The organism is Shewanella submarina, from assembly GCF_042646185.1.
GTDB lineage: Bacteria > Pseudomonadota > Gammaproteobacteria > Enterobacterales > Shewanellaceae > Shewanella > Shewanella corallii.
Window position 1 is genome coordinate 255,040 of sequence record NZ_JBHRTD010000012.1, and the last position, 25,297, is coordinate 280,336.

Genomic DNA, 25,297 nt, shown 5'->3' on the forward strand with positions numbered 1-25,297 from the left:
ATGTTCTTACATACCCTGTCGTTTGAGTGGCGTTACTATCTGCGTCAGCCCTCATTCTATGTCGTTGGCCTGCTGCTGTTTCTGGTGTGCTTCTTTGCGACAGCATCAGATACAGTGCAAATAGGCAGCGGCGGCGAAGTACTGAAAAACAGTCCCTTCGCCATCGGCCAAACCTTGTTGATTACCGGCATCATCGCCATGTTTGCTGTAGTGAATTTTGTCGGCAGCTCCGCCGTGCGTAATCAGCAATCCATGATGGAGGAGCTTCTTTATGTAAAGCCTCTGTCTCCACTGCAATACCAACTTGGACGCTTTTTCGGTAGCTTTCTGGTGGTACTGACTTTGTTCTCTCTGGCCCCCCTGGGGCACCTGCTGGGCTCATTAATGCCCTGGGTTGACTCCAGTCGCTTCGGGGAAATCTCGTTGTGGTTCTATATCAAGCCACTGCTCCTATTGGTTACCCCTACCCTGTTTTTCCTGTCGGTGCTGTTTTATGCCATGGCACAGAAGTTCCGTTCCATGATGGCGCTTTACCTCACAGCAGTCGCCTTGTTTGTGCTCTATGGCTTTGCCGGACAGCTTGCCAGTCAACCTCAATACCGTGAGATTGCCGCGCTGCTGGACCCATTTGGTCTGCGAACCTTTGCTCAGGTCGCTCGCTACTGGACCATAGAGGAGAAAAACACCATCAGCATGGGGCTGGAAGGGCTTATGCTGCAAAACCGACTGCTTTGGCTGGGATTGTCTTTGACTGTATTGGCGTTGAGCGGCGTTCACCGCCAACCGGCGATGACACGTAAGACTGAAGCTAAAAAGAGCCGGGCCTACAAAAATCCAACGATGCCGCCACTGCAGGAGCTGGCAAGACAGCCGGTAATCAGCGGCAGCAAACAGTTCTGGACCCGGGTGGGTTTTGAGATCAAACAGGTGTTTTTCAGCGCGCCTTTCTACATTCTTGGCGCACTCACAGTGATCAACCTGATTGGCCCCATGCTTACCGGAGATTTGGATTGGTATGGCACCAGTAACTGGCCACTGACCCAGGATATGGTAAGCCTGATTGTCGGCTCCACCGGTCTGCTGATGGTCATCGTGCTGGTTTACTATTGTGGTGAAATTGTCTGGCGCGAGCGAAATACCGGGATTGGCGACATCATTGATGCCATGCCTGTGTCCAACAACATCTTTCTCAGCTCAAAATTTGTTGCCCTGAGTCTGGTGATGTTACTCCTGTACCTGTTTGCCATGGCCACCACAATCAGTTTCCAGTTAATCAAAGGGCAGATGGAGCTGGAGTTAACCCAGTACGCTATCAGTCTCGGCTTTTTAATCCTGCTTCCTCTAATGATGTCTGTGGTGCTGGCTTTCTTTCTGCAGGTACTGGCGCCCAACAAATATGCCGGGATGGGGCTGTTCGTTGGCTACTACATCATCAGCCTGGTACTGGCCACCTGGGGTTATGGTCACAGTCTCAATAATTTCGCCGCATCACCCTATATGCCGTATTCAGATATGAACGGCTATGGCTGGCAGCTTGAAACCCATGGACTCTATATGATCTATTGGGGAGCCTTTACTGTCCTCATGTTTGTAATCGCCTATGGCCTGTATCGTCGCGGCCCGGAAGTTGGCCTCAAAGCCAGGCTAAAACTTCTGGGTTACCAGTTGGGGAATGGTGGCAAATTGCTGGCAATTAGTGCCTCTCTGGTATTTGTTTGCATGGGGGGTTATCTCTTCTACCAAACCACCATACTGAACCATTACCTGACAGATGAAGCCCGATTGGAACGGCAGGCCAATTACGAGAAACGATATCGTCAGTATCAGGATATGCCCGAACTGTCTCCCAGGAGTGTCACCGGGTACTTCGATATTTTCCCCGAAGATCGACAGATACGAGCCAGAGTCGAAATGCGTTGGCAGAATAATACCGACGAAAACATTTCCCGTGTACTGGTCGCCTTACCTGATCATACAGACCCTGAAAGCATCAGCTTTGATATAGCCGGAGCCAGATTCGGCGAGTTGGACCCGGATCTTCCTGTGGGCTGGCTCAGCTTCGATTCACCAGTAGCACCGGGTGCAGAAGTCTCAGGGGAAATCTCTCTGGTCCGGGACTCCAATGGCATAGCGGAAACAGACTTCGACTGGGAAGTTGTCGACAATGGCACTTTTATCAATAACTTCTCGCTGTTGCCCATATTTGGCTATCAACCAAACTCTGAACTGCTTGACCGTCATGAGCGTGAAAAGCGTGGGCTCGAGCCTAAAGACAGAGCCAACAAACTGGAGGATACCCAGTTCCATAATGAGAACTTCTTCGGTGCTCAGGGTACATTTATCGACTTTGAAGCCACAGTCAGTACCGCTGCAGATCAAACAGCCATAGTGCCAGGCTACCTTATCAACGAGTGGCAACAGGATGGTCGCAACTATTTTCACTACAAAATGGACAGCCCTATGGTGAACTTCTTCTCCATAGTATCGGGCCGGTTCGCAGTGAAGAAAGAGGAGTACAAAGGCATAAACATTGAAGTTTACTACCATGCTGCACATCCCTGGAACGTAGACCGAATGATGGAGTCTGTGCGCGATTCAATCGATTACTTCAGTGAAGCCTTCGGCCCCTATCAGCACCGCCAAATGCGTATCATGGAGTTCCCGGGATACCGCAGCTTTGCCCAAAGCTTCGCCAATACAGTCCCCTACTCCGAGCGTATCGGCTTTATTACCGATCTGCGTGACCCGGACAAAATTGACCCTGTCTACTATGTCACTGCACATGAAGTTGCTCACCAGTGGTGGGGACATCAGGTAGGTGCGGCAAATGTTCAGGGCAGTGCTGTCATTTCTGAATCCCTGTCGCAATACTCGGCCCTGATGGTCATGGAGCGTCAATACGGTGAGCATATGCTGCGCCGCTTCCTGAGGTATGAGCTGGACCGCTATCTCAGTGGTCGTGCGTCAGAGCGAATTGCTGAAATGCCTCTGCTTCGCAGCGAAAACCAGCAATACATTCACTATCAAAAAGGCTCTGTGATCATGATGGCAATTAAGGATGCCATCGGCGAAGCCCAGCTCAATGCCAACCTGGGTGCATTTGCCGAGCGCTTCCGCTATCGCAGTGATCCCTTCCCGACCACAATGGATTTGGTGGACTACCTCAAGCGGGGACTGAATGCCGAGCAACAGGCCTTTATCGATAGTTCATTCAAGGAGATAACCCTTTATGACCTGCGTCTGGAAGATGCAACCCTGACCACTCTGGAGAATGGTAAGGTGCGGGTAGATCTGATCATCCACGCAGGCAAGCTGAAGGCTGATGACGAGGGTAAAGAAAAACAAGCCGAGCTCAGCGAGCGGGTTGACATAGGCCTGTTTGCAGCCGACCCGGATACCCTGTCCAATGCGGAAGATGTGCTTCTGCTCGAAAAGCACCTACTGCAAAGTGGCGAGAATAAACTGTCATTCGAGCTGGATGCGGCCCCGACCTACGTCGGTGTTGATCCGTTTGTGAAGCTGGTCGACAGAGACAGTAAAGATAATATTTTCAAACTCTGACCCTGAAAATACAGGCGCTGATTAGCGGCGCCTGTATTCCTTCCCTGCCGGAAAATCTGTCTTACACAACAACCAACTACCACTTCTATCCCATCCCGGCCCAAGGCATTTTTTACGGGCACATGAATTGTTGCAATTACGCCGTGCGCTCAACTTGCGTTTTTAGCCATGTGGGTATTTAGTCATATTCATCACTTAATCAACATTTAAGCTACATATTTTGCACAGGCAACACAGATAGCACAAACACAACAACAGTAAGCAACTGTATTAAAACGATTTTCACATTTGGCACACTACCTGCTAGATGTTCCTCAATCGGAACATACAGGTAATCAAGATGGAATTACGAACTATGCGCAAATCACTACTGCCCCTCACCGTTTCATTGGCACTGCTGGGAGGGTTGACAGGATGTCAGCAGGAAGAAGCCAAAAAAGAAGAAAAGGAATATGCCATTCCGGTTGAAACAGCTTCTGTCGCCCGCGGTGATATCACCTCTTTTTACAGTACTACAGCTACGCTTGAAGCCCCTGAAGAGGCCAAAGTGGTGACCCGTATTGCAGGCATGATTGAATACCTGCCGGTCGAGGAAGGGATGAAAGTGAAAAAAGGGGATCTGCTGGCTGTGATCGATGCAGACCGCCAGCAGTATTCACTGGACGCCAAAATTGCAGAAGTGTCCATTATTGAGCAGGAATTGGACCGCCTGAAAAAGATCAGTAACAAGAACTTTGTCAGCGCCGAGCAGATAGCTAAGTTGGAGTACAACCTGCAGGCAGCCAAGGCTCAGCGAGATCTGGCTGCACTTCAGGTTGAAGAAAGCCGGGTACTCTCCCCTATCGACGGCACCATTGCTGTTCGCTATGTCAAACAGGGCAATATGGCCAAAGAGTTTGACCCGCTTTTCCACATTGTGAATCAGGAAGAGTTGCACGGCATTGTGCACCTGCCGGAAAAGCAGCTACAAAGCTTAAAACAGGGGCAAACTGCTGATATCTACACCAGCCGCGATCCTAATCGTGCCTATGCTGCCAGTGTCCTGAGGATAAGCCCTGTGGTGGATGCCTCCAGCGGCACCTTTAAAGTGACCCTGAGTGTTCCCAATAGTTCGCGAGAGCTGAAAGCCGGTATGTTTACCCGGGTTGAGCTCAAATATGATACCCATGAAGACGTGATTACCGTGCCCTATCAGGCGGTGATTAATCAGGACAACCGCCAGGCCCTGTATGTAGTAAGTGAAGGCAATGCCGAGCGCCGAGAAGTTGAGCTGGGCTACCGCAATGGCGACACAGTTGAGATCCGCAGTGGACTGGAAGCGGGAGAGCAACTGGTTATCCGTGGTCAACAAAACCTGAAAGACCAATCTTTGGTAGAGATCATTAATCCGCAGGGCATGGCCGCTGTCGCCACTCCTGTTGTTGCCAACAGCGCCGGCAACCAGTAAAGGAGAGGCGGATATGTCAATGATTGAAACGGCTGTAAAAAGACCGGTCGCCGTGTGGATGATGATGTTGGCCATTATGCTGTTCGGCATGGTCAGCTTCTCCCGCCTGGCTATTAAACTGCTGCCAGACCTCAGCTACCCCACCCTCACGATTCGCACCATGTACGACGGTGCCGCACCTGTGGAGGTGGAGCAACTGGTGTCCAAGCCCGTTGAAGAGGCGGTAGGCATAGTTAAGGGACTTCGTAAAATCAGCTCAGTATCGCGCTCCGGGATGTCCGATGTCGTGCTCGAGTTTGAATGGGGCACCAATATGGATATGGCCAGTCTCGATGTGCGGGAAAAGCTGGACACCATCATCCTGCCTCTGGATATCGATAAGCCACTGCTGCTGAGATTCAACCCAAACCTTGACCCCATCATGCGTCTTGCCCTGTCTCGGGAGGAAGCGTCAGGTTCTGACCTGAAACAGATGAGAACCTACGCAGATGAGGAACTAAAGCGCCGTTTGGAAGCTCTCACCGGCGTGGCAGCGGTTCGTTTGTCAGGTGGTCTGGAGCAAGAAGTGCATATCTTGCTGGATCAGCAAAAGCTGAGTCAGCTCAATATCAGCGCCGATGACATTAAACAGCGTATCGCCCGGGAAAACGTCAATATCTCTGCCGGTAAAGTGGTACAGGGTAAGAAAGAGTACCTGGTACGCACCGTCAACCAGTTCAAGACTCTGGATGAGCTGGGTCAGGTGATCGTATATCGGGACAACCAGCGTCAGGTACGACTGTTTGAAGTGGCGTCCATCGTAGATGGTTTCAAGGAACGCACGGATATCACCCGCATCGGAGACCGTGAGTCCATTGAGTTAGCTATCTACAAAGAGGGCGACGCCAATACCGTTGCGGTAGCCAAAAAGCTCAAACAGGCGATCAATCAGCTTAACGAGCGTAATAATGGCGATCAGCTTGAAGTGATTTACGATCAGTCTGAATTTATTGAAAGTGCCGTCAGTGAAGTCACCTCCGCCGCGATTCTCGGCAGTCTGCTGGCAATGCTGGTGATCTACCTGTTCCTGCGAGACATTATCCCAACCCTGATTATCTCTGTGTCTATCCCCTTTTCTGTGATAGCCACCTTTAACATGATGCATTTCTCGGACATCAGTCTGAATATCATGTCCCTGGGGGGCATCGCCCTGGCGGTAGGCCTCCTGGTGGATAATGCCATTGTGGTGCTGGAGAACATCGACAGATGCCGTAAACAGGGGCTCAGTAAGGTTGAAGCCGCCATTCAGGGAAGTAAAGAGGTATCCGGTGCCATTTTCGCCTCGACACTGACCACCCTGGCTGTGTTTGTCCCACTGATTTTTGTCGATGGCATTGCAGGGGCCCTGTTTGCCGATCAGGCGTTAACCGTCACCTTCGCCTTGCTCTCCTCTTTGCTGGTGGCACTGACTGCCATCCCTATGCTGGCCTCCAGAAAAGGCTTTCAGTCTCTGCCGGCACCGACGGCCAGGGCTCCCAAACCCAAGCCGACCACTCTGGGTGGAAAGTTCAAGCGATATGGCGCCACGGTATTCAGCTTCCCCTTTGTATTACTGCTGAACTATATCCCAAGCGCCCTGCTCACTATTGTCGTCACTCTGGGTAAGCTGCTTGCCTGGCTTGCGGGCCTGGTGATGCGTCCCCTCAGCAGCGCATTTAACTGGGTTTATGCGTTACTGGAAAAGCTCTACCACGGCCTGCTTGAACTGGCACTGGCTCACAAGATGGGCGCACTGATATTGGCAATTGCCGTCAGTGCAGGCAGCGCCAGCCTGCTGCCGCGGCTGGGGATGGAACTGATCCCACCGATGAATCAGGGTGAGTTCTACACTGAAATCCTGATGCAACCCGGTACAGAGGTGTCTGAGACAGACAGAGTACTGCAGGCACTGGCTCGCTCTATCAGCGACCGTGAAGATGTGAAGCATGTGTATTCACAAGCAGGCAGTGGTGGCCTGATGACCTCAGATACCAACCGTGGTGGCGAGAACTGGGGCCGTTTGCAAGTCGTGCTGGCGGATGCCAACGCCTACGATGCGGTCACCACAGAGCTGAGACGCGCTATCAATCGAGTACCTGAACTGGAAGCCAATATCAAACACCCAGAGCTGTTCAGCTTTAAAACTCCTCTGGAGATTGAACTGTCGGGCTATGACCTTGAAGTACTGAAACGTACCGGCGAGCAGTTGGTTAATGCCCTGGACCGCTCAGACCGCTTTACCGACGTTAACACCAGTCTTAAAGATGGTCAGCCTGAGTTGACTATACGTTTTGATAACGCGCGTATCGCAGCGCTGGGACTGGATGCTCCGGCTATTGCCAACCGAATTGCCCAGCGGGTAGGCGGTACTGTTGCCAGTAAATACACAGTTCGTGACCGCAAGATCGACATCCTTATTCGCAGCGAAGAGGATGAACGGGATCAGGTGACTGATATCGAACAGATGATTATCAACCCAGGTAGCAACCAACCTCTGCCGCTACTGGCAATTGCCGATGTGGAACTGGCAACAGGTCCATCTGCCATTAACCGTATCAGTCAGCAGCGTGTGGCCTTGGTTACCGCTAATCTGGGCTGGGGAGATCTGAGTGATGCCGTCGCCGAAGCCAGGCAGATACTCGCTCAGGAACAACTGCCAAGTTCAGTGCAGGCACGCTTTGGCGGTCAGAACGAAGAGATGGAAGCCTCCTTCCTGTCCCTGAAAATCGCACTGGCACTGGCTGTCTGTCTGGTGTATCTGGTGATGGCCAGTCAGTTTGAGTCCCTGCTGCACCCGCTGTTTATTCTGATAGCTGTGCCTATGGCGATGAGTGGCAGTGTGCTGGGCTTGTTCCTGACACAGACCCACCTGAGTGTGGTGGTATTTATCGGCCTGATCATGCTGGCGGGTATTGTGGTCAACAACGCGATTGTGTTGGTGGACAGGATTAATCAACTCAGAGCCGCCGGTGAAGATAAAATCAGTGCAATTCGAGACGCGGCCCATTCCCGTCTGCGCCCCATCATTATGACGACAATGACCACAACTCTGGGCCTGTTGCCCATGGCCATTGGTGTGGGAGATGGCAGCGAAGTACGTGCCCCTATGGCAATTACCGTGATTGCGGGTCTGTCGTTGGCCACTCTGTTAACCCTGGTGGTAATCCCTGTGCTTTACGGTCTGTTTGACCGCAAACAGTTTGAGCCGGAAGATCCGGGCTCAAATCACCAGACACAGGAGGTGACCCAATGAGTCTGACTAAACTGGCTATTAAACGGCCTGTCACCACCAGCATGTTCTTTCTGGCCATAGTGCTGTTTGGCATGGTTTCCAGCCGACTGCTGCCGCTGGAGCTGTTTCCCGGGATTGATATCCCCCGGGTGTTTATCGAGGTGCCCTACCCGGGCTCCACCCCTGCTGAAGTAGAGCGCGAAGTCACTGAAGTATTGGAAGAAGCCCTGGCGACCATGAGTGGAATCGATGAAATGCGCTCCAACTCAAGCCAGAACGGCGCCAATGTACAGTTGCGTATGAAGTGGGGGGAAAACGTTGCCACCAAGGCGCTGGAAGCCAGGGAGAAGATAGACTCGGTTCGGCACCTGCTGCCGGATGATCTTGAACGTATCTTTATCCGTCAGTTCTCCACCTCTGACATGCCGATTTTGACCCTGCGACTGTCCAGTGAGCGGGAACTGTCCGGTGCATTTGATCTGCTGGATAAACAGCTGAAAAAGCCGCTTGAGCGGGTTGCCGGTGTATCTCAGGTTACCCTTTACGGCGTTGACCAAAAGCAGATTGAGATACGTGTCGACGCCAACAAACTGGCTGCCAGTGGCATCACGGCACAGGAGCTGAACCAGTTGATGCGCAGGGCCAATTTTATTGTCAGCGGCGGTACCATGAGGACCGGTGGTACGGTTTATCAGGTTTCTCCCAAGGGAGAATATCGTTCAATCGATGAAGTCGCTGCTCAGGTACTGCGACCGGGATTGAACCTGGAAGATATTGCAAGCGTGACCTTTTCCCTGCCGGAGCCGGTCGAGGGCAGACATCTGGATCGTAAGTATGCTGTCGGGCTGGATGTCTTCAAGGAGTCCGGTGCCAATCTGGTCGAGGTTTCCGAAAGAGTCATGAAGGTGGTTGAGGAGATTAAACAGGACCCTCAGTTTACCGGTATTCGCCTCTATGTGATGGATAACTCGGCAGATGGCGTGAAATCCTCCCTGCAGGACTTGCTGGCAGCGGGGCTTATCGGCGCTCTGATGTCATTCGCCGTGCTCTACCTGTTCCTGAGGGATATTCGTATGACCCTGGTGGTGGTTAGCTCAGTGCCTATCGCTATCAGCATGACACTGGCAGCCATGTACCTTCTCGGGTACAGCCTGAATGTACTGTCCATGATGGGACTGCTGCTCGCCGTAGGTATGCTGATTGATAATGCCGTGGTAGTGACAGAAAGCGTGTTGCAGGAAAAGCAAAAGCCCCATGCCCATGACACTGAAAGCGAGAAAGATGCGGTAATCAAAGGCGTGGATAAGGTGTCACTGGCCGTGCTGGCCGGAACCCTGACCACAGCCATAGTGTTCCTGCCCAATATTTTTGGGGTTAAGGTTCAGCTGACCATCTTCCTTGAACATGTGGCTATAGCTATCTGTATTTCGTTGCTGGCGTCACTTCTGGTGGCTAAAACTCTGATCCCTTTGATGCTGAGCAGGCTTAATATTCAGCCCAAGGCCAGCGCCGAATATCCAAAACTCATCGCCTTTTATCGTAAAACTCTGGGATGGATCCTTTACCATCCCTGGAAAAGTGCAATTGGCGCCGTGGTCATTCTTGCTTCCACAGCCTTCCCGCTGAGTAATGTCAAAGAAGACCAAAATGAGGGTCAGTCGGACAATCGCCTGTTTATCAATTATCAAATTGAAGGACGTCATACTGTTGCCACAACAGAAGCGATGATCGACAGAATGGAGGAGTATCTGTATGCCAACAAAGACGCCTTTTACATAGACTCTGTTTACAGCTATTACAGCCCTGATGATGGTCAATCAACTCTGATCCTGCAAAAGGACCTCCCAGTCAGCATGACTGAGCTGAAAGAGAAAATACGTGAGGGCTTTCCGAAGTTTGCCTATGCCAAGCCGCAGTTTGGCTGGGGGAATGATGACAATGGCGTTCGTATCACCCTGATTGGGCGCTCCACCTCAGAGCTGATCCGTATCAGTGAGCAAGTATTGCCACTGCTGGAAACCATCGAAGGGCTTGAAGACGTGCGCTCTGAGTATAACGGTGGACAGCAGGAGGTGATTGTCAGACTGGATCCCCAACTGGCTTCCCGCCTTGGGATAGATACTCAAACTCTGGCAAGCACCATTTCACTGGCTTTGCGGGGAAATGCTCTGCGCTCTTTCCGTCATGATCCCAATGGTGAACTGAGAATCGAGCTGGGCTATGACAAGCTGTGGCGTGAATCCCTTGAGCAGCTTAAAGCCTTACCGGTTATCAGGTTCGATGACAGGGTGTACAGTCTGGAAAGCCTGGCAGATATCTCCATTCAGCCAAGATTCGACACCATACGCCACTATGACAGACAAACCTCATTGCAGATTGGTGCCAACCTCAATGAGCTGACCACAGAAGAAGCCCGGGAACAGATCACCGCGGTGATGGATGCAGTCTCCTTTCCTCCCGGATATCGCTACTCTCTGACCGGTGGCTTCCAGCGCCAGGATCAGGAGCAGCAGATTATGATCACCAATATGATTCTGGCCATTGCCATGATCTACATTGTGATGGCGGCCCTGTTTGAATCCCTGCTGTTGCCAAGTGCCATTATCACTTCAATTCTGTTCGCAATCACGGGCGTATTCTGGGCGCTGCTGTTCACTGGCACCCCAATGGAAGTGATGGCGATGATCGGCATACTGGTACTGATGGGGGTTGTAGTGAACAACGGGATTGTCCTTGTGGATCAGATCAACCAGATGACCCCCGAGCTCGACCAGCTGTCAGACACTATTCTGGAAGTCTGTCTGACCCGCCTGCGTCCGGTACTGATGACAGTGGGCACAACAGTATTGGGGCTTATCCCACTGGCCATGGGTGAAACTCAGATAGGAGGCGGCGGTCCACAGTACGCGCCAATGGCAATTGCCATTATTGGTGGCCTCACCTTCTCGACTGTGACCAGTCTGTATCTGGTCCCACTCTGCTATCAGGGGCTTTTCCATATGCGCCACGCCAGTGCAGTGAGGCTTGGTCAGGCAGAGCGCTTCTCAAGACGTGCCCTGCCCTGGATAAGCTGATAAAGACGAAAAAGGCGCCATCCGGCGCCTTTTTTATTCAGTCCTTGCTATCAGGCAAAGCCCAACACATGACCGCCAATCACCATCACACTGGAGCCTGCCACCAACATCAGCATAAAGCGCCAGATAAACTTCACCCAGTCGCCCCAGTCAACGCGGCACACACCCAGAGTCGCCATCAAAGAGGCAGAGGTTGGTACCAGAATATTGGTAAAACCATCACCCAGCTGGAATGCCAGTACAGCCACCTGACGGCTGACACCCACGATATCGGCCAGTGGCGCCATCAATGGCATAGTCAGTGCGGCCTGGCCGGTGCCTGAGGTCACAAAGAAGTTAAATACTGACTGGAACAGATACATAAACCAGGCTGAAACCACATCCGGCAACTGACCAATCCCCTGACCGGCAGCGTTCAATATGGTGTTCAGCACACTTGGTTCTGTCGCCTTGCCACCACCGAGCAGCAGCAAAATACCGGATGCACAGCCAACCAGCACGGCAGGTTCAATCATGGTTGCTGCGCCCTGCTTAAAGCTGCGGGCGATGGTATTCATGTTCATTCCATTTAAGCGGAATACCACACCGATAATACCGACGATAATACCCATGGTGAAAAACTGGCTGGCAATTTCAGGGATAAACCAGGCATGGGCCACCACTCCCCAAACCACCCAGAAAATGGTTCCGGCAATGGCCGCCAGTACCAACCAGTCACCCAGATTAAAGCGGCTTTCCAGGCTGGAATTGGATTGTTGCTCTCTGAAATGCGCATCGGAGTGATAGCTGTATGACAGCTCGGGAGTTTTCTGGATCCTGGATGCATAACGCATAGTGAAAAGAATACCCATCAGGGTGAATCCCATCCACATAGGCAGACGCACTTCGGTACCTGACAGCACAGGTACACCGGCAATCCCCTGCGCGATAGCCACGCCAAAAGGGTTCATCCAGCTACTGGCAAAACCAACCTGGGTTGCGACATAGGTCACCATCACTGTGGTCATGCCGTCATAGCCCATACGTATCATCAAAGGGCAGATAATAATGGCAAAAGCGATGGCTTCTTCGCCCATCCCAAAGACGGCGCCCCCAAGAGAGAACAGGGTAAACAAGGCGGGAATAAACAGCTTCTCGTTGCCGCGGGTTTTGTCAATCAAACGCAAAATGCCGTTGTCTATGGTACCTGTGGCCATCACCACACCGAAGGAACCACCAATCACCAACATAAACATAATTACGCCGATGGCGCTGCCCCACTTGGAGCCCGAGGTCAGGCCTTCAAACGCAAAGTTAAGAAAGCCAACGCCGCCACCGCCCTCGAACAAGCCTACAGGCTGCGTCAGCGGTTCCCCGGCGTCATCGAGGGCAAATTGGAAGGAGTCCGGGTTAACCACATCCCGGCTTTTCTCGACACCATCGACCACATAGGTGATCTCCTGAGTCTGAAATGACCCAATGGGAACAAAATAGGTCAGCAGTGCAGCGGCAAAAGCCACAAAAAAGATAATCACCAGAGTATCTGGCATTTGCCATCCGCGGGATGGCGCCTGACTCGGGGCAGCAGTTTGTTGATGCAAGGACATTTATATTGCCGATTATTATTTTAAAAAACGGCAATATAAACCAAAGCTGCGGCCCCGCCCAGAGTGAAAGGTACAATTCTTTGACTTTCTGCGCATAAACAATCAAAGAATGTGCATAGTCTACAGTGAAGCTGGGCGACGGGTTCGTCTGCGCTCTATCCAGACAACCGATATCATGGCCATGGCAGACAATAAAAGCGCAGGCACGATCGGATGAACCTTCGCTGGCAATGGCGCCAACTGCAACATCGCCAGATACCCCACCAAACCTGTGACCATGGCGGCAAAGGCAGCATTACCCGATACATTTTTCATAAAGAGTCCGGCAATGACCGGCCACAGGAATACCGCCTGCAAGGCGCCGAATGCCGCCAGATTCAACCACACAATCATATCCGGTGGTTTCAGCGCCCACCAGGCAGCCAGAGCAGTAATCACCACCATAGCCCCACGGGTCAACAGCAGCTGGCGCTCCGCGGATAAAGCCTTGGCTCCGGATTGTTCACGCTCTCTCACCAGGGCATCACGTATCATGGTCACTGCAGATTGCAGCAGCATGGAATCCACCGAGGACATAACAGCGGCAATGGGCGCCGCCAGTAGGATACCTGCCACCCAGGGAGAAAACAGATTACTGATAAGAGTCGGCATAATGGTGTCAGGTACCTGAAGCTCAGGATATAACGCCCTGCCAAAGAAGCCGCACAAATGAGGTACAAGGGTCATAAAGGCGCTGATTAACGTCCCCCATAAAATTCCCCTCCCCAGCGCACTTTTGTCTTTCACCGCCAGCAGACGAACCAGAGTGTGAGGCAGGCCCATGGTGCCGAAGCAGATAAGCACCCAGAACGAAAGCATCATGGGCCAACCCAATTGCTGCTCTCCTCCCATGGGAGAAAACAACGCAGGTTTTTCTGTGGCCAGCAAGGTCAACTTGTCGCCAAAACCAGGCGCTGACACAGTAGCGAACAGCAGCAGCAACACGCCGGCCAGCATGACTACGCCCTGCACTGCATCCGTTGTCGCGACAGCCCGAAAACCACCTGTCAGCGTGTAGGCCAGTACTGTCAGCACAAAAATCGCCAATCCGATTTCATAACTGATGCCACTGACACCGGCAAACAGGCGGGCCCCGCCTATAAACTGAACTGTGATCATGGCGATAAAACCCAGTACCAGTGACCCTATGGCAAGCCGGCTCAACCAGGGGTGATTAAACCTGGCATCCAGCCATTCCAGCAAAGTACTGTGCTGGCTTTTCATCGCCACAAACTTAGGCCCAAGCACCCCCATGGTCAACATGGCGACCGGCACCTGTATCAGGGCTAGCCAAACCCAGCCCAGACCTATGTTGTAAGCCGCACCCGGACCACCGATAAAAGAGCTGGCGCTGGTATAAGTGGCGACCAGAGTCAGCGCCAACATGGGCCCATTCAGAAAACGCCCGCCGATAAAAAACTGTTTGGCTTTGTCCTGATGTAACCCTGCTGAAAAACGGCGACTGAGTACCCTGCTGATAAGCAAACTGAGCACCAGATAAAGCAAAATAGGGATAAGTGTGGTCATAGCTTGTTGCCCGCTCTCAAGCCAATCAATGCCAACAGCAGGATTGCTGGCGCCATCAAACAGGAAAACCAGAACCAGACAGGCAAGCCATGCCAAAGAGGAAGGTCGCTGAGCAGCAAAGGCCCGGCGCACCAAAGCAGAAAGTAGCCCAGGGTCAGTAAAAGAGTAAGTCTGGGAAGCGAAAACATATTATCCCCGAATATTCATCCTGCATTGCACCGGAAACTGACTCAAAGATCAGACAATGACCTCTGATACAGCAGGATTTCCTTAAAGGACGCGGATTCTAGATCACATCTGGGTTGTGAGCAACGTCATCACGTCCCCTGAAAACGACAAACGCTCCCATGGGAGCGTTTGTGACTCAGCGTACGGCTTATCAGGCTTGTTCCTGATACTCCTCAGCACGGTTTTCCAGCAGGACCGGAATGCCATCCTCGATTGGATAGGCCAGCTTATCCACTTTACAGATCAGCTTCTGAGCTTCTTTTTGGTACTCCAGTTTGCCCTTGCACACAGGGCAAGCCACGATTTCCAGTAGTTTTTTATCGAACGCCATGGGTGGTTCCTTGTTTTCCCGCTTTTGCTGCCGCGACTTTTTGCAGCAGCTGTGTATCAAATTCTGGCGCTAGCTTGGCATCAACAGCCAGATACCACCAGTTTTGTTTTGCAAAACCGCGACACTTGATCGCATCTTTTTCTGTCATCAGTATCGGCAGCTCCTGTGACAGGGTATCAATATCCCCGGCGGTGAACGCCTGATGGTCGTTAAATGCTCTGGTCTTTGCCAGCTCAAACCCCTGTTGCCTCAACGTGGTAAAGAAGCGTTCCGGATTGCCTATCCCCGCCATGGCGGCAACTTTATCGCCGGCGACAGGAGCGTGGGAATTGTCACCCGCAGCCAACTCAATCAAGCCTGAGGGTTCCAAGGTCATGGCAAACTCACCGGTTTGCGCAGTGCCGCCATTGCACAGGCGAAAATCCACACTGTCCAGACGCCATGGTCCCTCACGCAGCGGACCTGCCGGGATCAGCATACCGTTGCCAAATCGTCTTTCACCATCGATAAGGGTGATTTCGATATCCCGCCCCAGAGCATAGTGCTGCAGACCATCATCGCAGATAACCAAGTCCACATCGCCCTGCTCCAGTAAGGTTTCCAAAGCGGCTACCCGATTAGGTCCCACTACCATAGGCACCTGGGTACGAGCAAAGATCATCGCAGGTTCATCACCGACATCTTTACTTGAGTGTTCAGGTGTGACGCGCAAAGGGGATTCAATCTCAGCGCCATAGCCCCGGCTGATCACCCCGGGCTTATATCCGGAGCGACGCAGAAGCTCAATCAGGTACAGGACTGTCGGCGTTTTACCGCTGCCACCAGCAGTAATATTGCCCACCACAATCACGGGAACCGGGCTGCGGTAGACGGGCTTAATGCCAAGGCGAAACAGGCTGCGGCGAACCGAAGATATCAGGGCAAACAGCCAGGACAAAGGCCAGAAAACCCATTTCAGCCAATGTCCTTGGTACCAGATTTTATGAACGAACTGCTGCATTTAGCTTCCAAATTGCATCTGATACAGCTTGGCGTACATACCACCGTGTTCCAGCAGGGATGCATGGTTACCGGCTTCAACTATCTTGCCCTGCTCCACCACCAGAATCTTGTCGGCGCTTTCAATAGTCGACAGTCTGTGCGCAATAACCACAGAGGTACGGTTATGACGCAGATTATCCAGCCCCTGTTGAATTGCCTTTTCAGACTCAGTATCCAGAGCAGAGGTTGCCTCATCGAGGATCAGTACAGGTGCATCTCGCAATATCGCACGTGCGATAGCGATACGCTGACGCTGCCCGCCGGACAGCAGTACACCGTTCTCACCCACCATGGTGTCCAGCCCTTCCGGCAACTGCTCAATAAACTCCATGGCGTGAGCAAGTTTGGCGGCATTAACTATCTGCTCACGGGTTACATCGCCTGGATAGGCATAGGCAATATTGTTAGCAATGGTATCGTTAAACAGGGTCACCTGCTGAGACACCAGCGCCACCTGCGAACGCAGATTCTTAAGGTCGTAATCGTAGATGCTTGCGCCATCCAGTTTGATACTGCCCTGTTCCAAACCTATATAGAAACGGGTGATCAGACTGGCAATGGTTGACTTTCCTGAGCCGGAACGTCCCACCAGCGCCAGGGTTTCACCGGGCTTAACCTCGAAATCTATATGCTCGAGGGCAAGCCTGTCCTGCTCTGGGTAGCGGAAGGAGACATCCTGGAACTGCAACAGACCTTTGACACGGTCAGCCTTATGGGTACCAAAATCTGGCTCAGGCTCAGTATCCAGCAGCTCAAAAACTGCGGTACAGGCAGCAATACCACGCTGGAACTCGGCATTGACCCGGGTCAGGTTTTTGATGGGTTGCAACATGGCCAGCATGGCACCCAGGATGGTAGCGAAAGTACCGGCAGTCAGCTCAGTTTTCATGCTGTCCAGGCTGGCAGCATAAAGCACAAAGGCCAGCGCGAAGGAACCGATAATCATAATGGTTGGCTGGCTTATTGCCTGAGCCACAGCCAGCTTCATATTCTGCTGGCGGTTACGATTATTGATCTGGGCAAAGCGGTTAGATTCAGTTTCCTGGCCACCAAAGGCCAGCACGTTTTTGTGTCCTTTCACCATCTGCTCTGTGGTGGCGGTTACCCCGCCCATGGCAGACTGAATTTCCCGGGAAACCTTGCGGAAGCGGCGGCTCACCACTGTCATCACCAGCCCCATCATAGGACCGATCACCAAAATGCACAGGGACAGTTTCCAGGAATACCAGAACATCAGAGCCAACATGCCGATTACGGTAACACTGTCGCGCACAATAGAGATCAAGGCACTGCCCGATGCACGGGCGATCTGTTCGGTATCAAAGGTCACCCGGGAGATCAGGTTACCCGAGTTTTCACGGTCGATGTAGCTGACCGGTAAGCTCAGGTAATGCTCAAACACCTGCTGACGCATCTTCATGATCAGCTGAGCACTCATATAAGAGATGCTGTAGGTCGAGACAAAGTTAGCCAGTCCACGAAGAGTGAACAGACCTATCACAACGAAAGGAGCCAGAGTCAACACATCACTACTGGCCTGGAAACCACCGTTTGAGACCACATCCATGGCACCGCCCATACCGGGCATACTGGATGCGGAGCTTGCCTGACCGGCAAAACCTTCGTCGATAAATGGTTTGATAAAGGCAATAAAGGTCGCGTCGACAAGGCCATAGGTGATAAGTCCGGCAACCGCCATGGCAAACATACCTTTCATAGGAGTGATGTACCCCATCAGGCGTTTAAATACGGTCCAGACTTCATTTTTCTCAGCAGTGCTCATGAGGAAATCATACTGTTGACAACAAAGGCGCCATTCTACCCCCCTTTTTTTGCCACTCCAAACTCAAACCGTCTGTTGTACCAAAAAGGCGCCATATCTGCTCGATAACTGAACACCTGCCAGGTTTTTTCAGCGGGCTCAATCACAAAGCTGATCTGCCCCAAATCACCGGAAGTCAGCGTTCGCACACCCGCCTGCTGGTATCGGGCGACAATATCCGGCTTGGGAAACCCATACTGATTGCGATAACCCGCGGCGAACAGCGTAATATCCGGACTGACAGACTCAATAAACTCCCGGGATGAAGAGGTTCTGCTGCCATGGTGAGGTGCTACCAAAATATTGCTGCTTAACGCGACGCCAGCGCCCAACAAACTGGTCTCAGCTTTAGCCTCAATATCCCCGGGCAGTAACACACTGAATTGGCCGTCACTGATTCTGAGTACGCAGGAACCATCATTATCATCCGACGGTGTAGACGGCCCCAGAATATCAATATCCAGATGCTGCCAACTCAAGTGTTGAGGGCGGCAATTGATGGCGGCATTGGGCCAGCTGTCGCTGATAACGCTGGCGTCAGGAAATCTATGCAATATCTTGTCTGCACCGCCGGCATGGTCGTTATCACCATGACTCACTACCAGGTAATCAAGATGGGTCAATCCGCGGTCGTCGATAAAGGGCAATATGGTGCGGGCCGCATAGGTAAAGTCACCGTAGGCAGCCCCGGTGTCGTACAAGATAAACCTGTCATTTCGGGATACCAGCACAGACAAGCCCTGCCCCACATCAAGCAGGTGTACCTGCCAGCTCGAGCTTGATTGCATCTGTGGAGTCAGTTGGATGAGCAGCCATTGGGCTGCTGCAACAACCACCGGCAGTGCAGGGATAAATGCCAACATTCGCCACCCGGGCGCCCGCCACCATATGACAGCAGCGCATACTATGACGGGTAATGCCCACTGCCATTGTCCCGGGACATTCAGCAGCACAGCAGGCCAGCTATTACTTTGTTCCAGTAACCAGGTGAAAGGGGTAAGTCCCCACTGCGCGGGAAACAGTGGCCAAACCGCATCAACACCAATTAACGCCAGCAGATAGGCCACAATCCCCCCAAGCAAAGCAGCTGGAATTACCAGCAAACTGAACCAGGGCACCATCAGCAGATTGACTACCATACTGTAAGGACTGAGAGAGCCAAAAATCAGTGCCTGTACGATACCAAGCCCCAACGAAAGCAGCAGTTGCAACCTGATAAACCCCAGTACCAGCTGTTTTATCCCGGACTTCCTCTCCAGCGGCGACTCGCCTTTCGCTCCCAGAGCCAACAAAATGATAGCCAGCGCACTGAAGGATAACCAAAACCCTGCACCCAATGGCGACACAGGGTCGACCAATAACACCAGAGCCATAGCATAGAGCAACCTTTCCCAGGCCGAGGCGTAGCGGGTACTCACCATCAACAGCAGCACCATGAGTAACATCACCAGCGCCCGGGTTGTGGGCAAAGCAAAACCGGCAAGCGCGGCATATACGGCAGCGCCGCAGGCCGCCAAAGAGATAGCAACGACTTGATTTCGCCGGGACTCTGAGGGCAGCAAACGATTTAACGTCAGGCTGGCCAACAGATAAATCCAGCCGCTGACCACACTCAGGTGCAAACCGGAAATCGCAATCAGGTGACTTGTGCCCGTCTGCCTTAACTCTTGCCATCTCTCATCTGATATCAGGCTTCTGTCCCCCAGAAGCAGGGCCAGCAAAATATCCCCCGATGCCATGGACGAGATATCGGACTTGAGATGCGCCAACACAGACTCAGGGGCATCGCTTATCAGAGTGGCTTCAGTAACCCGACCTTTGGCTATAATGTGGCGGCTGATAAAGTACTTCTGTTGATTGAATCCTCCCTGATTCATCACAGAGGTAATCGCCTTGGGTTTGACCTCCAGCAGCCATACCTGACCGGGTTTCACGTTTGGAGGTTTGGGCCAGCTCAGGCGCATCCCTGGTCGTAATGGCCAATAGCTTTCAGGTCCAATCAGGCGGATATTCGCCCCTATCCAGTCGCCCTCACCCGATACAAGTGATATGATCTCGCCCCGCACCTGCACCCGGCCTGACTGCTGATATTGATTTTGGTCAGCCAGTGTCTGTATTGGCAGGTCAAACAGCAAAGTGATATACCCGCTAAAATAGATGACAGCGAAGAGCGAACCTGAAATCAGGGGCTGTCGTTTACATGTCAACAAAACAAGGCAGAATAGTCCGGGCAACCAGACAAGCCCGGGGAGATCAGGCCACAGGACAGTGGAAATAAGGGTGAGACAAAACCCGAACAGGAAATAGTTCATACGAGATACAGTAAAGACAGTAAATTCAGCCTATGCCAAAAAAACTGCTCGAACGATTTATCCCCAAACCGGAAACACTGAAGCAACACAAGCATTTAAAAATGTTTGGTAGCCTTCTGCACAACACTAATCTGTGGGTGCTCAACCGCAAGTCTGTACCGGGCGCGTTTGCAGTTGGTCTGTTCAGTGCCTGGATGCCCATTCCGTTCCAAATGGTGCTGGCTGCGGCGCTGGCGATTTTCTTCAGGGTTAATGTCCCTGTCTCTGTGGCGCTGGTATGGATTACCAACCCTATCACCATGCCAGTAATGTTCTATCTGGCTTATCTTGTTGGCGCCAGCCTCCTGGGGATAGATGCCAGCACTTTTCACTTTGAAGCCTCATGGGCCTGGCTTAAAGCCTCTTTGACCACTATTGGCCCAAGCTTCCTGCTGGGATGCGCCGTCATGGCTATTACCTGGGCTGCTGTCGGTTATTTTATCCTGCGCAGCCTGTGGAAATACGCCACCATGCTCAAATGGCAAAACAGGCGTAACAAGGCAGCCGCAAACAAATAATGACCATCAAAAAGCCGGGATTAACCCGGCTTTTTGATGTTTGAATTTATGTTGTGATTACCGACCGGACAAGGCCCTTGCCGGCATTATCTTACTGGCTTTAAACGCCGGATAAAGTGTTGCAATCAGGCTCATCAACAATGCCATTCCCAACACCAGGGCCACATCTGACAGCTCAAGCTGTGATGGCAGGAAATCAATAAAATAGATGTCTCCCGCCAGCAACTGCACAGAAAACAGGGATTCAATCCCCTTGGCAATGCTGCTCAGGTTCATGGCGACCAAAGTACCTATTGTCCCACCCAGCAAGCACCCCAGAATTCCGTTAAGCGCCCCCTGAACCACAAAAATAGTCATCACTGCGCCCCGGCGTACACCCATTGTCATCAGGATGGCAATTTCTGATGCTTTGTCTCTGACAGCCATCACCAGAGTAGACACGATATTGAAACAGGCCACCGCAATGACCAGAGCCAGCACCAGATACATCACCACGCGCACCAGCTGAATATCCTGATACAGGTGCCCCTGCGTCCGGGTCCAGTCATTCATATACAGGTATTGATCCTGCTTAAAGCCCAGCTCGCGGATCAGCGAAGGGGCCATAAACACGTCGTCGACCTTAATGCGCAACCCGGTCACAGTATCTCCCATATTCAGCAGACCTGCTGCATACGCCATGGGGATATAAGCATTGGCAAGCTCAAGCTCACCACCGAGTTTAAAGGTCCCTGTGATCACAAATCTGTGGCTTTTGGCGCCCCCCAACCGAGTACTCTGACCATTGCTGACACTGGGCACATAAAGGGACAACTTGTCGCCTATCTTTAACCCCAACTTACGCATCAGCCCTTCACCAAGCACAATATGATTTTTATCACTCTCAAGAGATTGCCAGGCCTGGGGAGACATATAATCGCGGATAACGGAGACTTCAGGCTCAAATCTGGTATCAATGCCGGTCACCGCCAATCCCTGAAAACCACCGGGCTTCTGCACCAAGCCTTCGATTCGGATAAATGGGGCGGCGCCAGAGATCCCCGGAATCACCAGCGCAGACTGGAGCATGCCAGGCCAGTTATGAACAGGTTCAGCCGCGCCAATCAATTCACCATGGGGAACCACGCCGAGAAAACGATTTTGCAACTCACGCTCAAAACCATTCATGGCGGAAAGCACGATAATCAGAACCGCTACGCCCAGAGCAATACCCGCCGTGGAGGCAAAAGAGATAAAACTGATAAAACCGTTGGCCTGCCGGGCACGGTAAAAACGCCAACCAATCCAAAAGCCCATTAAGGATTTCATGCACTCGCCTCATCAGGCACGATCAGGCCATCATGCATTCGAACCCGGCGGTCCATTCTGGCAGCCAGTTGGTTGTCATGGGTCACTACCACAAAGGCGATCCCCAGTTGTGATGCCAGATCCCGAATGAGCTGATAAACAGCTTCACCACTGACGGCGTCCAGGTTACCGGTTGGCTCATCGGCCAGCACCACCCGGGGTTGATTGATCAAGGCCCTGGCAATCGCAACACGCTGACGTTCACCACCTGAAAGTTCAGATGGCGCATGTTTACCCCTGTGTCCAAGCCCAACTTTTTCAAGCAACTCCTGAGCCTTTTCCATCGCCAGCCTGCGCTTGGTACCGGCTATCAGCGCTGGCATCGCCACATTCTCCAAAGCCGAGAATTCAGGCAACAAATGATGAAACTGATAAATAAATCCAAGCTCAAGGTTACGAACCTGAGCCTGTCTTGCTGCATCCAGGCTGAACAGCTCCTCTTCACCCAGATAAACCTCACCACCACAGGGTGTATCCAGGGTGCCGAGAATATGCAGCAAAGTACTTTTGCCTGAGCCCGAACTGCCGACAATGGCCAGCTGTTCCCCCTGGCGCACCTCAAGGGTGACACCTTTAAGCACGGGAGTTTCTGCCGCACCATCACGATAGGTTTTGGTTATATTGCTGCAGCGCAGCACAACTTCCTGCATTTTCTCTTCTCTATTCATATCTCAGGGCTCCGGCCGGCTGTACTCTGGCGGCTCGCAACGCCGGATAAAGTGTCGCCAGCAGGCTGACTACCAGGGTGCCCACGGCAATCCAAACCAATTGAGGGACGCTCAACTGAGCGGGCAACATGGTGCCGGCACCAAGAATCGCTATCCCCAGAGAGCTGAGCACAGTATTGATATTCAGGGTCACCAGTACCCCGGCTCCGAGACCGAGTATCAGGCCAATCATGGCGTTCAGGCTTCCCTGAAACATAAAGATCGCCATCACCTGACCATGGGTCATGCCCTGGGTCTTAAGCACGGCGACATCAGAGGTCTTGTCCACCACCATCATCACCAGTGCGGAAACGATATTAAAGGCGGCCACGGCAATGATCAGACTCAGCATCAGGGACATCATATTCTTTTCCATCTTCACCGCACTGAACAGGTGGCCATAGTCCTGTCGCCAGTCACTGACCTGCACTTTAATGCCCAACTTGTCCGCTACCGCGCTGACTTCTGCTGCCAGCGCGGGCGCATTGAAAGGATCGGCCAGATACAGCCTTAACTTATCGACACCATCCGCAGACTTGCGCATGAGTCGTCGTGCATCCTGATATTGAACATAAGCCACGGAAGCATCCACCTGAGAGCCCATCTCAAACAGGCCACTGACAGTGAATTTTCTTTGACTGGGCACCGGCCCCAAAGGCGAATAAACCACGCCCTCGCCACTGAGAATACGCACCTTATCTCCCGGGACCACTCCCAGAGTTTGAGCCAGTTGGCTGCCGAGGATGACGTGATACTCCCCGGCCTCAAGGCTGGAGAATGAACCGGCATAGGTATGACGGGCAACGTCTGAGACAGTGCGTATCTGTTCCGGATAGACCCCATACAGTTGCACGGCCGCGATATTGGATGGTGACTGCAACATGGCCTGGGTCGATGCGCTGTCAACCACAGCCTTGACCCCCTGTATCTCTGACAAGGCTTTGCGCAATGATTCAGGTTGGCTGAAGCCTTCAGCAGCAGAGACAGTCAACTGAGGCACAGCCCCGAGGATACGTTGCTTCAGCTGTCCCTCCAGACCGTTCATGACGCTGGATACGATAATCAGGGCGGCTACACCCAGAAAGATGCCACTGACGGCAAAAAAGGTAATAAAAGAGGCAAAGGCATTGGCCTTGCGGGCGCGCCAGTAGCGATAACCGATAAAAAATGGTGTGGAGAAGTTCATTGGCCCCTGGCGGCTAAACTTGCTAAATCAAAGGAATGGGCACGATAATAGGTGGAATACCGGCATAAATAAAGAGGCAAGCCTTGATATCCTCAGACAATTCATACTTTAACGTGCCTCACGAATTCACGGCCTACCTGGAACCCTGGCAGCAGGAGTCGCTGCCGGACGAAACCGCTCTGAAAGAGATGCAGTCAGTGGGTTTGAAACTGATCACTGAAGTTAAAGAGTTGGAAAACGCCTGCCTTCTGCAATTGCGGAATCTGGATAATGAAGCCAAAGCTGTGGTGGATTTTCTTAAACTACAGTCCCGTAAAGTGGATCTGGTTCTGCAATACGTACTGGAGAAAGAGACTCAGCATGGACAGAAGCATCCGGGTCTGAGCTTCGGTGGCAGCGGGTTTACCATCTCATCGGCAACACCTTTGACTGTCGGCCAGCAGTTTAAAACCACACTCTATATCCGCGAAGAGCTGATCAACATTCTGTGTATCGCGACAGTCACAGCAACCAGCAGTGAAGATGGCATCCACCGAGGCCAGCTTGAGTACAGTGCCATTCTGGAGTCAGATATCGAGCAATTGGTACAGGCAAGCCTGAGAGTGCAGCAGAAACAACTCAGAGCCAGAAAACAGGCTCAGGCGGGCAGCTAAACTGACGAGCTGTGCCACTCTTGGGCCAGCAAACCATAAACGGCATGGTCCACCACCCTGCCGTCAATATTTTCAGCCCTGCGGATAACCCCCTCCAGAGTAAAACCCAATCTCTGTGCCACCTTCCGGCTGGCAAGATTCTCCACTGCTGCCGCAATTTCCACCTTCTCTAACTTGAGCTCGTCAAAAGCAATATGCAACAACTCAGATACGGCGCGGGTGACCAGCCCCTGGCCCTGGCATTGTTCGCTAAGCCAGTAACCTATATCCGTCTTGCTCAACTGTCTGTCAATTTTGTTTAAACTGACATTCCCCACCAACTCCCCCTGGTATAGAATGCCGCAGGTCAGTGACTGGCCAGCTGAATACCCCTGCAGCGCATTGGTAATAAAGCTCATAAAGAACTCACGGTTATGAGCGTTATGGGGCCATGCCAGCCAGCGTCCCAGGTATTCTCTTTCAGCGTCCACTATTTCCAGATAGCGAGCAGCAAATCCCGGCTCTACCAGCGCCAGCATCAAAGACTCGTCCACTTCTCTTACGAACATAATTTTCCCTTCTCATCCCTAACAAACCAATAAACGGCGGGCAAACTCTGCCCGAAGGCCGCTAAAAACTGGCACAGGTCA

The 25,297-nt window shown here is 52.3% G+C and carries 17 protein-coding genes; 6 read left to right on the forward strand and 11 right to left on the reverse strand.

Annotated features, from left to right (window positions below; genetic code table 11):
- The 4 genes from ACFOE0_RS10130 to ACFOE0_RS10145 all read left to right on the forward strand — a co-directional run bounded on the left by ACFOE0_RS10130 (window position 1) and on the right by ACFOE0_RS10145 (window position 11,332).
- Complete coding sequence (locus ACFOE0_RS10130; protein WP_248935756.1) at window positions 1–3,561, forward strand: ABC transporter permease/M1 family aminopeptidase; 3,561 nt, start codon at window positions 1–3, stop codon at window positions 3,559–3,561.
- A 340-nt stretch (window positions 3,562–3,901) separates the two neighbouring features.
- Window positions 3,902–5,008 carry an efflux RND transporter periplasmic adaptor subunit gene (locus ACFOE0_RS10135; RefSeq protein ID WP_248935757.1) on the forward strand — a complete coding sequence of 369 codons (1,107 nt, stop codon included), beginning with the start codon at window positions 3,902–3,904 and terminating at the stop codon, window positions 5,006–5,008.
- 13 nt (window positions 5,009–5,021) lie between these two features.
- Entirely contained in the window at window positions 5,022–8,279 is a 3,258-nt protein-coding gene (locus tag ACFOE0_RS10140; protein WP_248935758.1) for an efflux RND transporter permease subunit, read from the forward strand.
- Complete coding sequence (locus ACFOE0_RS10145) at window positions 8,276–11,332, forward strand: efflux RND transporter permease subunit (protein WP_248935759.1); 3,057 nt, start codon at window positions 8,276–8,278, stop codon at window positions 11,330–11,332. The genes ACFOE0_RS10140 and ACFOE0_RS10145 overlap by 4 nt, the downstream gene beginning before the upstream one ends.
- A gap of 50 nt (window positions 11,333–11,382) precedes the next feature.
- Here ACFOE0_RS10145 and yfcC read toward each other — a convergent pair whose 3' ends face one another.
- The 7 genes from yfcC to ACFOE0_RS10180 form a co-directional block, all read right to left on the reverse strand.
- Window positions 11,383–12,918, reverse strand: coding sequence for a putative basic amino acid antiporter YfcC (yfcC, locus tag ACFOE0_RS10150; RefSeq protein WP_248935760.1), 1,536 nt, complete (start codon window positions 12,916–12,918; stop codon window positions 11,383–11,385).
- 120 nt (window positions 12,919–13,038) lie between these two features.
- Entirely contained in the window at window positions 13,039–14,484 is a 1,446-nt protein-coding gene (gene panF / locus ACFOE0_RS10155) for a sodium/pantothenate symporter (RefSeq protein WP_248935761.1), read from the reverse strand.
- Window positions 14,481–14,672, reverse strand: coding sequence for a hypothetical protein (locus tag ACFOE0_RS10160; protein WP_248935762.1), 192 nt, complete (start codon window positions 14,670–14,672; stop codon window positions 14,481–14,483). Before ACFOE0_RS10160 ends, panF begins: the two co-directional genes overlap by 4 nt.
- 191 nt (window positions 14,673–14,863) lie before the next feature.
- The gene (locus ACFOE0_RS10165; RefSeq protein WP_248935763.1) at window positions 14,864–15,043 is read right to left on the reverse strand and encodes a Trm112 family protein; all 180 of its coding nucleotides are present in this window, start codon (window positions 15,041–15,043) and stop codon (window positions 14,864–14,866) included.
- On the reverse strand, window positions 15,030–16,043 hold the full coding sequence (gene lpxK / locus ACFOE0_RS10170) for a tetraacyldisaccharide 4'-kinase (protein WP_248935764.1): 1,014 nt from the start codon (window positions 16,041–16,043) through the stop codon (window positions 15,030–15,032). Before lpxK ends, ACFOE0_RS10165 begins: the two co-directional genes overlap by 14 nt.
- The gene (gene msbA, locus ACFOE0_RS10175) at window positions 16,044–17,867 is read right to left on the reverse strand and encodes a lipid A export permease/ATP-binding protein MsbA (RefSeq protein WP_248935765.1); all 1,824 of its coding nucleotides are present in this window, start codon (window positions 17,865–17,867) and stop codon (window positions 16,044–16,046) included.
- 35 nt (window positions 17,868–17,902) lie between these two features.
- A complete protein-coding gene (locus ACFOE0_RS10180; protein WP_248935766.1) occupies window positions 17,903–20,218 on the reverse strand; it encodes a DNA internalization-related competence protein ComEC/Rec2 in 2,316 nt (771 codons plus the stop codon).
- Between the two features lie 32 nt (window positions 20,219–20,250).
- On the opposite strand from ACFOE0_RS10180, the gene ACFOE0_RS10185 reads away from it, so the two are divergent.
- Window positions 20,251–20,775 (forward strand): DUF2062 domain-containing protein, encoded by a 525-nt coding sequence (locus tag ACFOE0_RS10185; RefSeq protein WP_248935767.1) that lies wholly within the window; start codon window positions 20,251–20,253, stop codon window positions 20,773–20,775.
- A gap of 57 nt (window positions 20,776–20,832) precedes the next feature.
- On the opposite strand, the gene lolE is transcribed toward ACFOE0_RS10185, so the two are convergent.
- From lolE to ACFOE0_RS10200, 3 genes are read right to left on the reverse strand one after another with little or no spacing between them, the layout of a single operon-like run.
- Window positions 20,833–22,083, reverse strand: a complete 1,251-nt coding sequence (gene lolE / locus ACFOE0_RS10190) for a lipoprotein-releasing ABC transporter permease subunit LolE (protein WP_248935768.1) — start codon at window positions 22,081–22,083, stop codon at window positions 20,833–20,835.
- Window positions 22,080–22,772, reverse strand: a complete 693-nt coding sequence (lolD, locus tag ACFOE0_RS10195; protein WP_248935971.1) for a lipoprotein-releasing ABC transporter ATP-binding protein LolD — start codon at window positions 22,770–22,772, stop codon at window positions 22,080–22,082. Before lolD ends, lolE begins: the two co-directional genes overlap by 4 nt.
- Window positions 22,773–22,782: 10 nt before the next feature.
- Entirely contained in the window at window positions 22,783–24,015 is a 1,233-nt protein-coding gene (locus tag ACFOE0_RS10200) for a lipoprotein-releasing ABC transporter permease subunit (protein ID WP_248935769.1), read from the reverse strand.
- Window positions 24,016–24,098: 83 nt separating this feature from the next.
- On the opposite strand from ACFOE0_RS10200, the gene ACFOE0_RS10205 reads away from it, so the two are divergent.
- The gene (locus ACFOE0_RS10205; RefSeq protein ID WP_248935770.1) at window positions 24,099–24,668 is read left to right on the forward strand and encodes a hypothetical protein; all 570 of its coding nucleotides are present in this window, start codon (window positions 24,099–24,101) and stop codon (window positions 24,666–24,668) included.
- Here the strand turns inward: ACFOE0_RS10205 and ACFOE0_RS10210 are convergent.
- A complete protein-coding gene (locus tag ACFOE0_RS10210) occupies window positions 24,665–25,216 on the reverse strand; it encodes a GNAT family N-acetyltransferase (RefSeq protein WP_248935771.1) in 552 nt (183 codons plus the stop codon). The genes ACFOE0_RS10205 and ACFOE0_RS10210 overlap by 4 nt on opposite strands.
- Window positions 25,217–25,297: the final 81 nt, after the last annotated feature.

What these genes read in the sequence shown, in the direction of transcription:
- panF (WP_248935761.1), bottom strand. Translation starts at nt 14,484, where the DNA reads ATGACCACACTTATCCCTATTTTGCTTTATCTGGTGCTCAGTTTGCTT.
- msbA (WP_248935765.1), bottom strand. Translation starts at nt 17,867, where the DNA reads ATGAGCACTGCTGAGAAAAATGAAGTCTGGACCGTATTTAAACGCCTG.
- ACFOE0_RS10210 (WP_248935771.1), bottom strand. Translation starts at nt 25,216, where the DNA reads ATGTTCGTAAGAGAAGTGGACGAGTCTTTGATGCTGGCGCTGGTAGAG.
- lolE (WP_248935768.1), bottom strand. Translation starts at nt 22,083, where the DNA reads ATGAAATCCTTAATGGGCTTTTGGATTGGTTGGCGTTTTTACCGTGCC.
- ACFOE0_RS10130 (WP_248935756.1), top strand. Translation starts at nt 1, where the DNA reads ATGTTCTTACATACCCTGTCGTTTGAGTGGCGTTACTATCTGCGTCAG.
- ACFOE0_RS10145 (WP_248935759.1), top strand. Translation starts at nt 8,276, where the DNA reads ATGAGTCTGACTAAACTGGCTATTAAACGGCCTGTCACCACCAGCATG.
- ACFOE0_RS10165 (WP_248935763.1), bottom strand. Translation starts at nt 15,043, where the DNA reads ATGGCGTTCGATAAAAAACTACTGGAAATCGTGGCTTGCCCTGTGTGC.
- ACFOE0_RS10140 (WP_248935758.1), top strand. Translation starts at nt 5,022, where the DNA reads ATGTCAATGATTGAAACGGCTGTAAAAAGACCGGTCGCCGTGTGGATG.
- ACFOE0_RS10135 (WP_248935757.1), top strand. Translation starts at nt 3,902, where the DNA reads ATGGAATTACGAACTATGCGCAAATCACTACTGCCCCTCACCGTTTCA.
- ACFOE0_RS10180 (WP_248935766.1), bottom strand. Translation starts at nt 20,218, where the DNA reads ATGAACTATTTCCTGTTCGGGTTTTGTCTCACCCTTATTTCCACTGTC.
- ACFOE0_RS10200 (WP_248935769.1), bottom strand. Translation starts at nt 24,015, where the DNA reads ATGAACTTCTCCACACCATTTTTTATCGGTTATCGCTACTGGCGCGCC.
- ACFOE0_RS10185 (WP_248935767.1), top strand. Translation starts at nt 20,251, where the DNA reads ATGCCAAAAAAACTGCTCGAACGATTTATCCCCAAACCGGAAACACTG.
- yfcC (WP_248935760.1), bottom strand. Translation starts at nt 12,918, where the DNA reads ATGTCCTTGCATCAACAAACTGCTGCCCCGAGTCAGGCGCCATCCCGC.
- lpxK (WP_248935764.1), bottom strand. Translation starts at nt 16,043, where the DNA reads ATGCAGCAGTTCGTTCATAAAATCTGGTACCAAGGACATTGGCTGAAA.
- lolD (WP_248935971.1), bottom strand. Translation starts at nt 22,772, where the DNA reads ATGCAGGAAGTTGTGCTGCGCTGCAGCAATATAACCAAAACCTATCGT.
- ACFOE0_RS10160 (WP_248935762.1), bottom strand. Translation starts at nt 14,672, where the DNA reads ATGTTTTCGCTTCCCAGACTTACTCTTTTACTGACCCTGGGCTACTTT.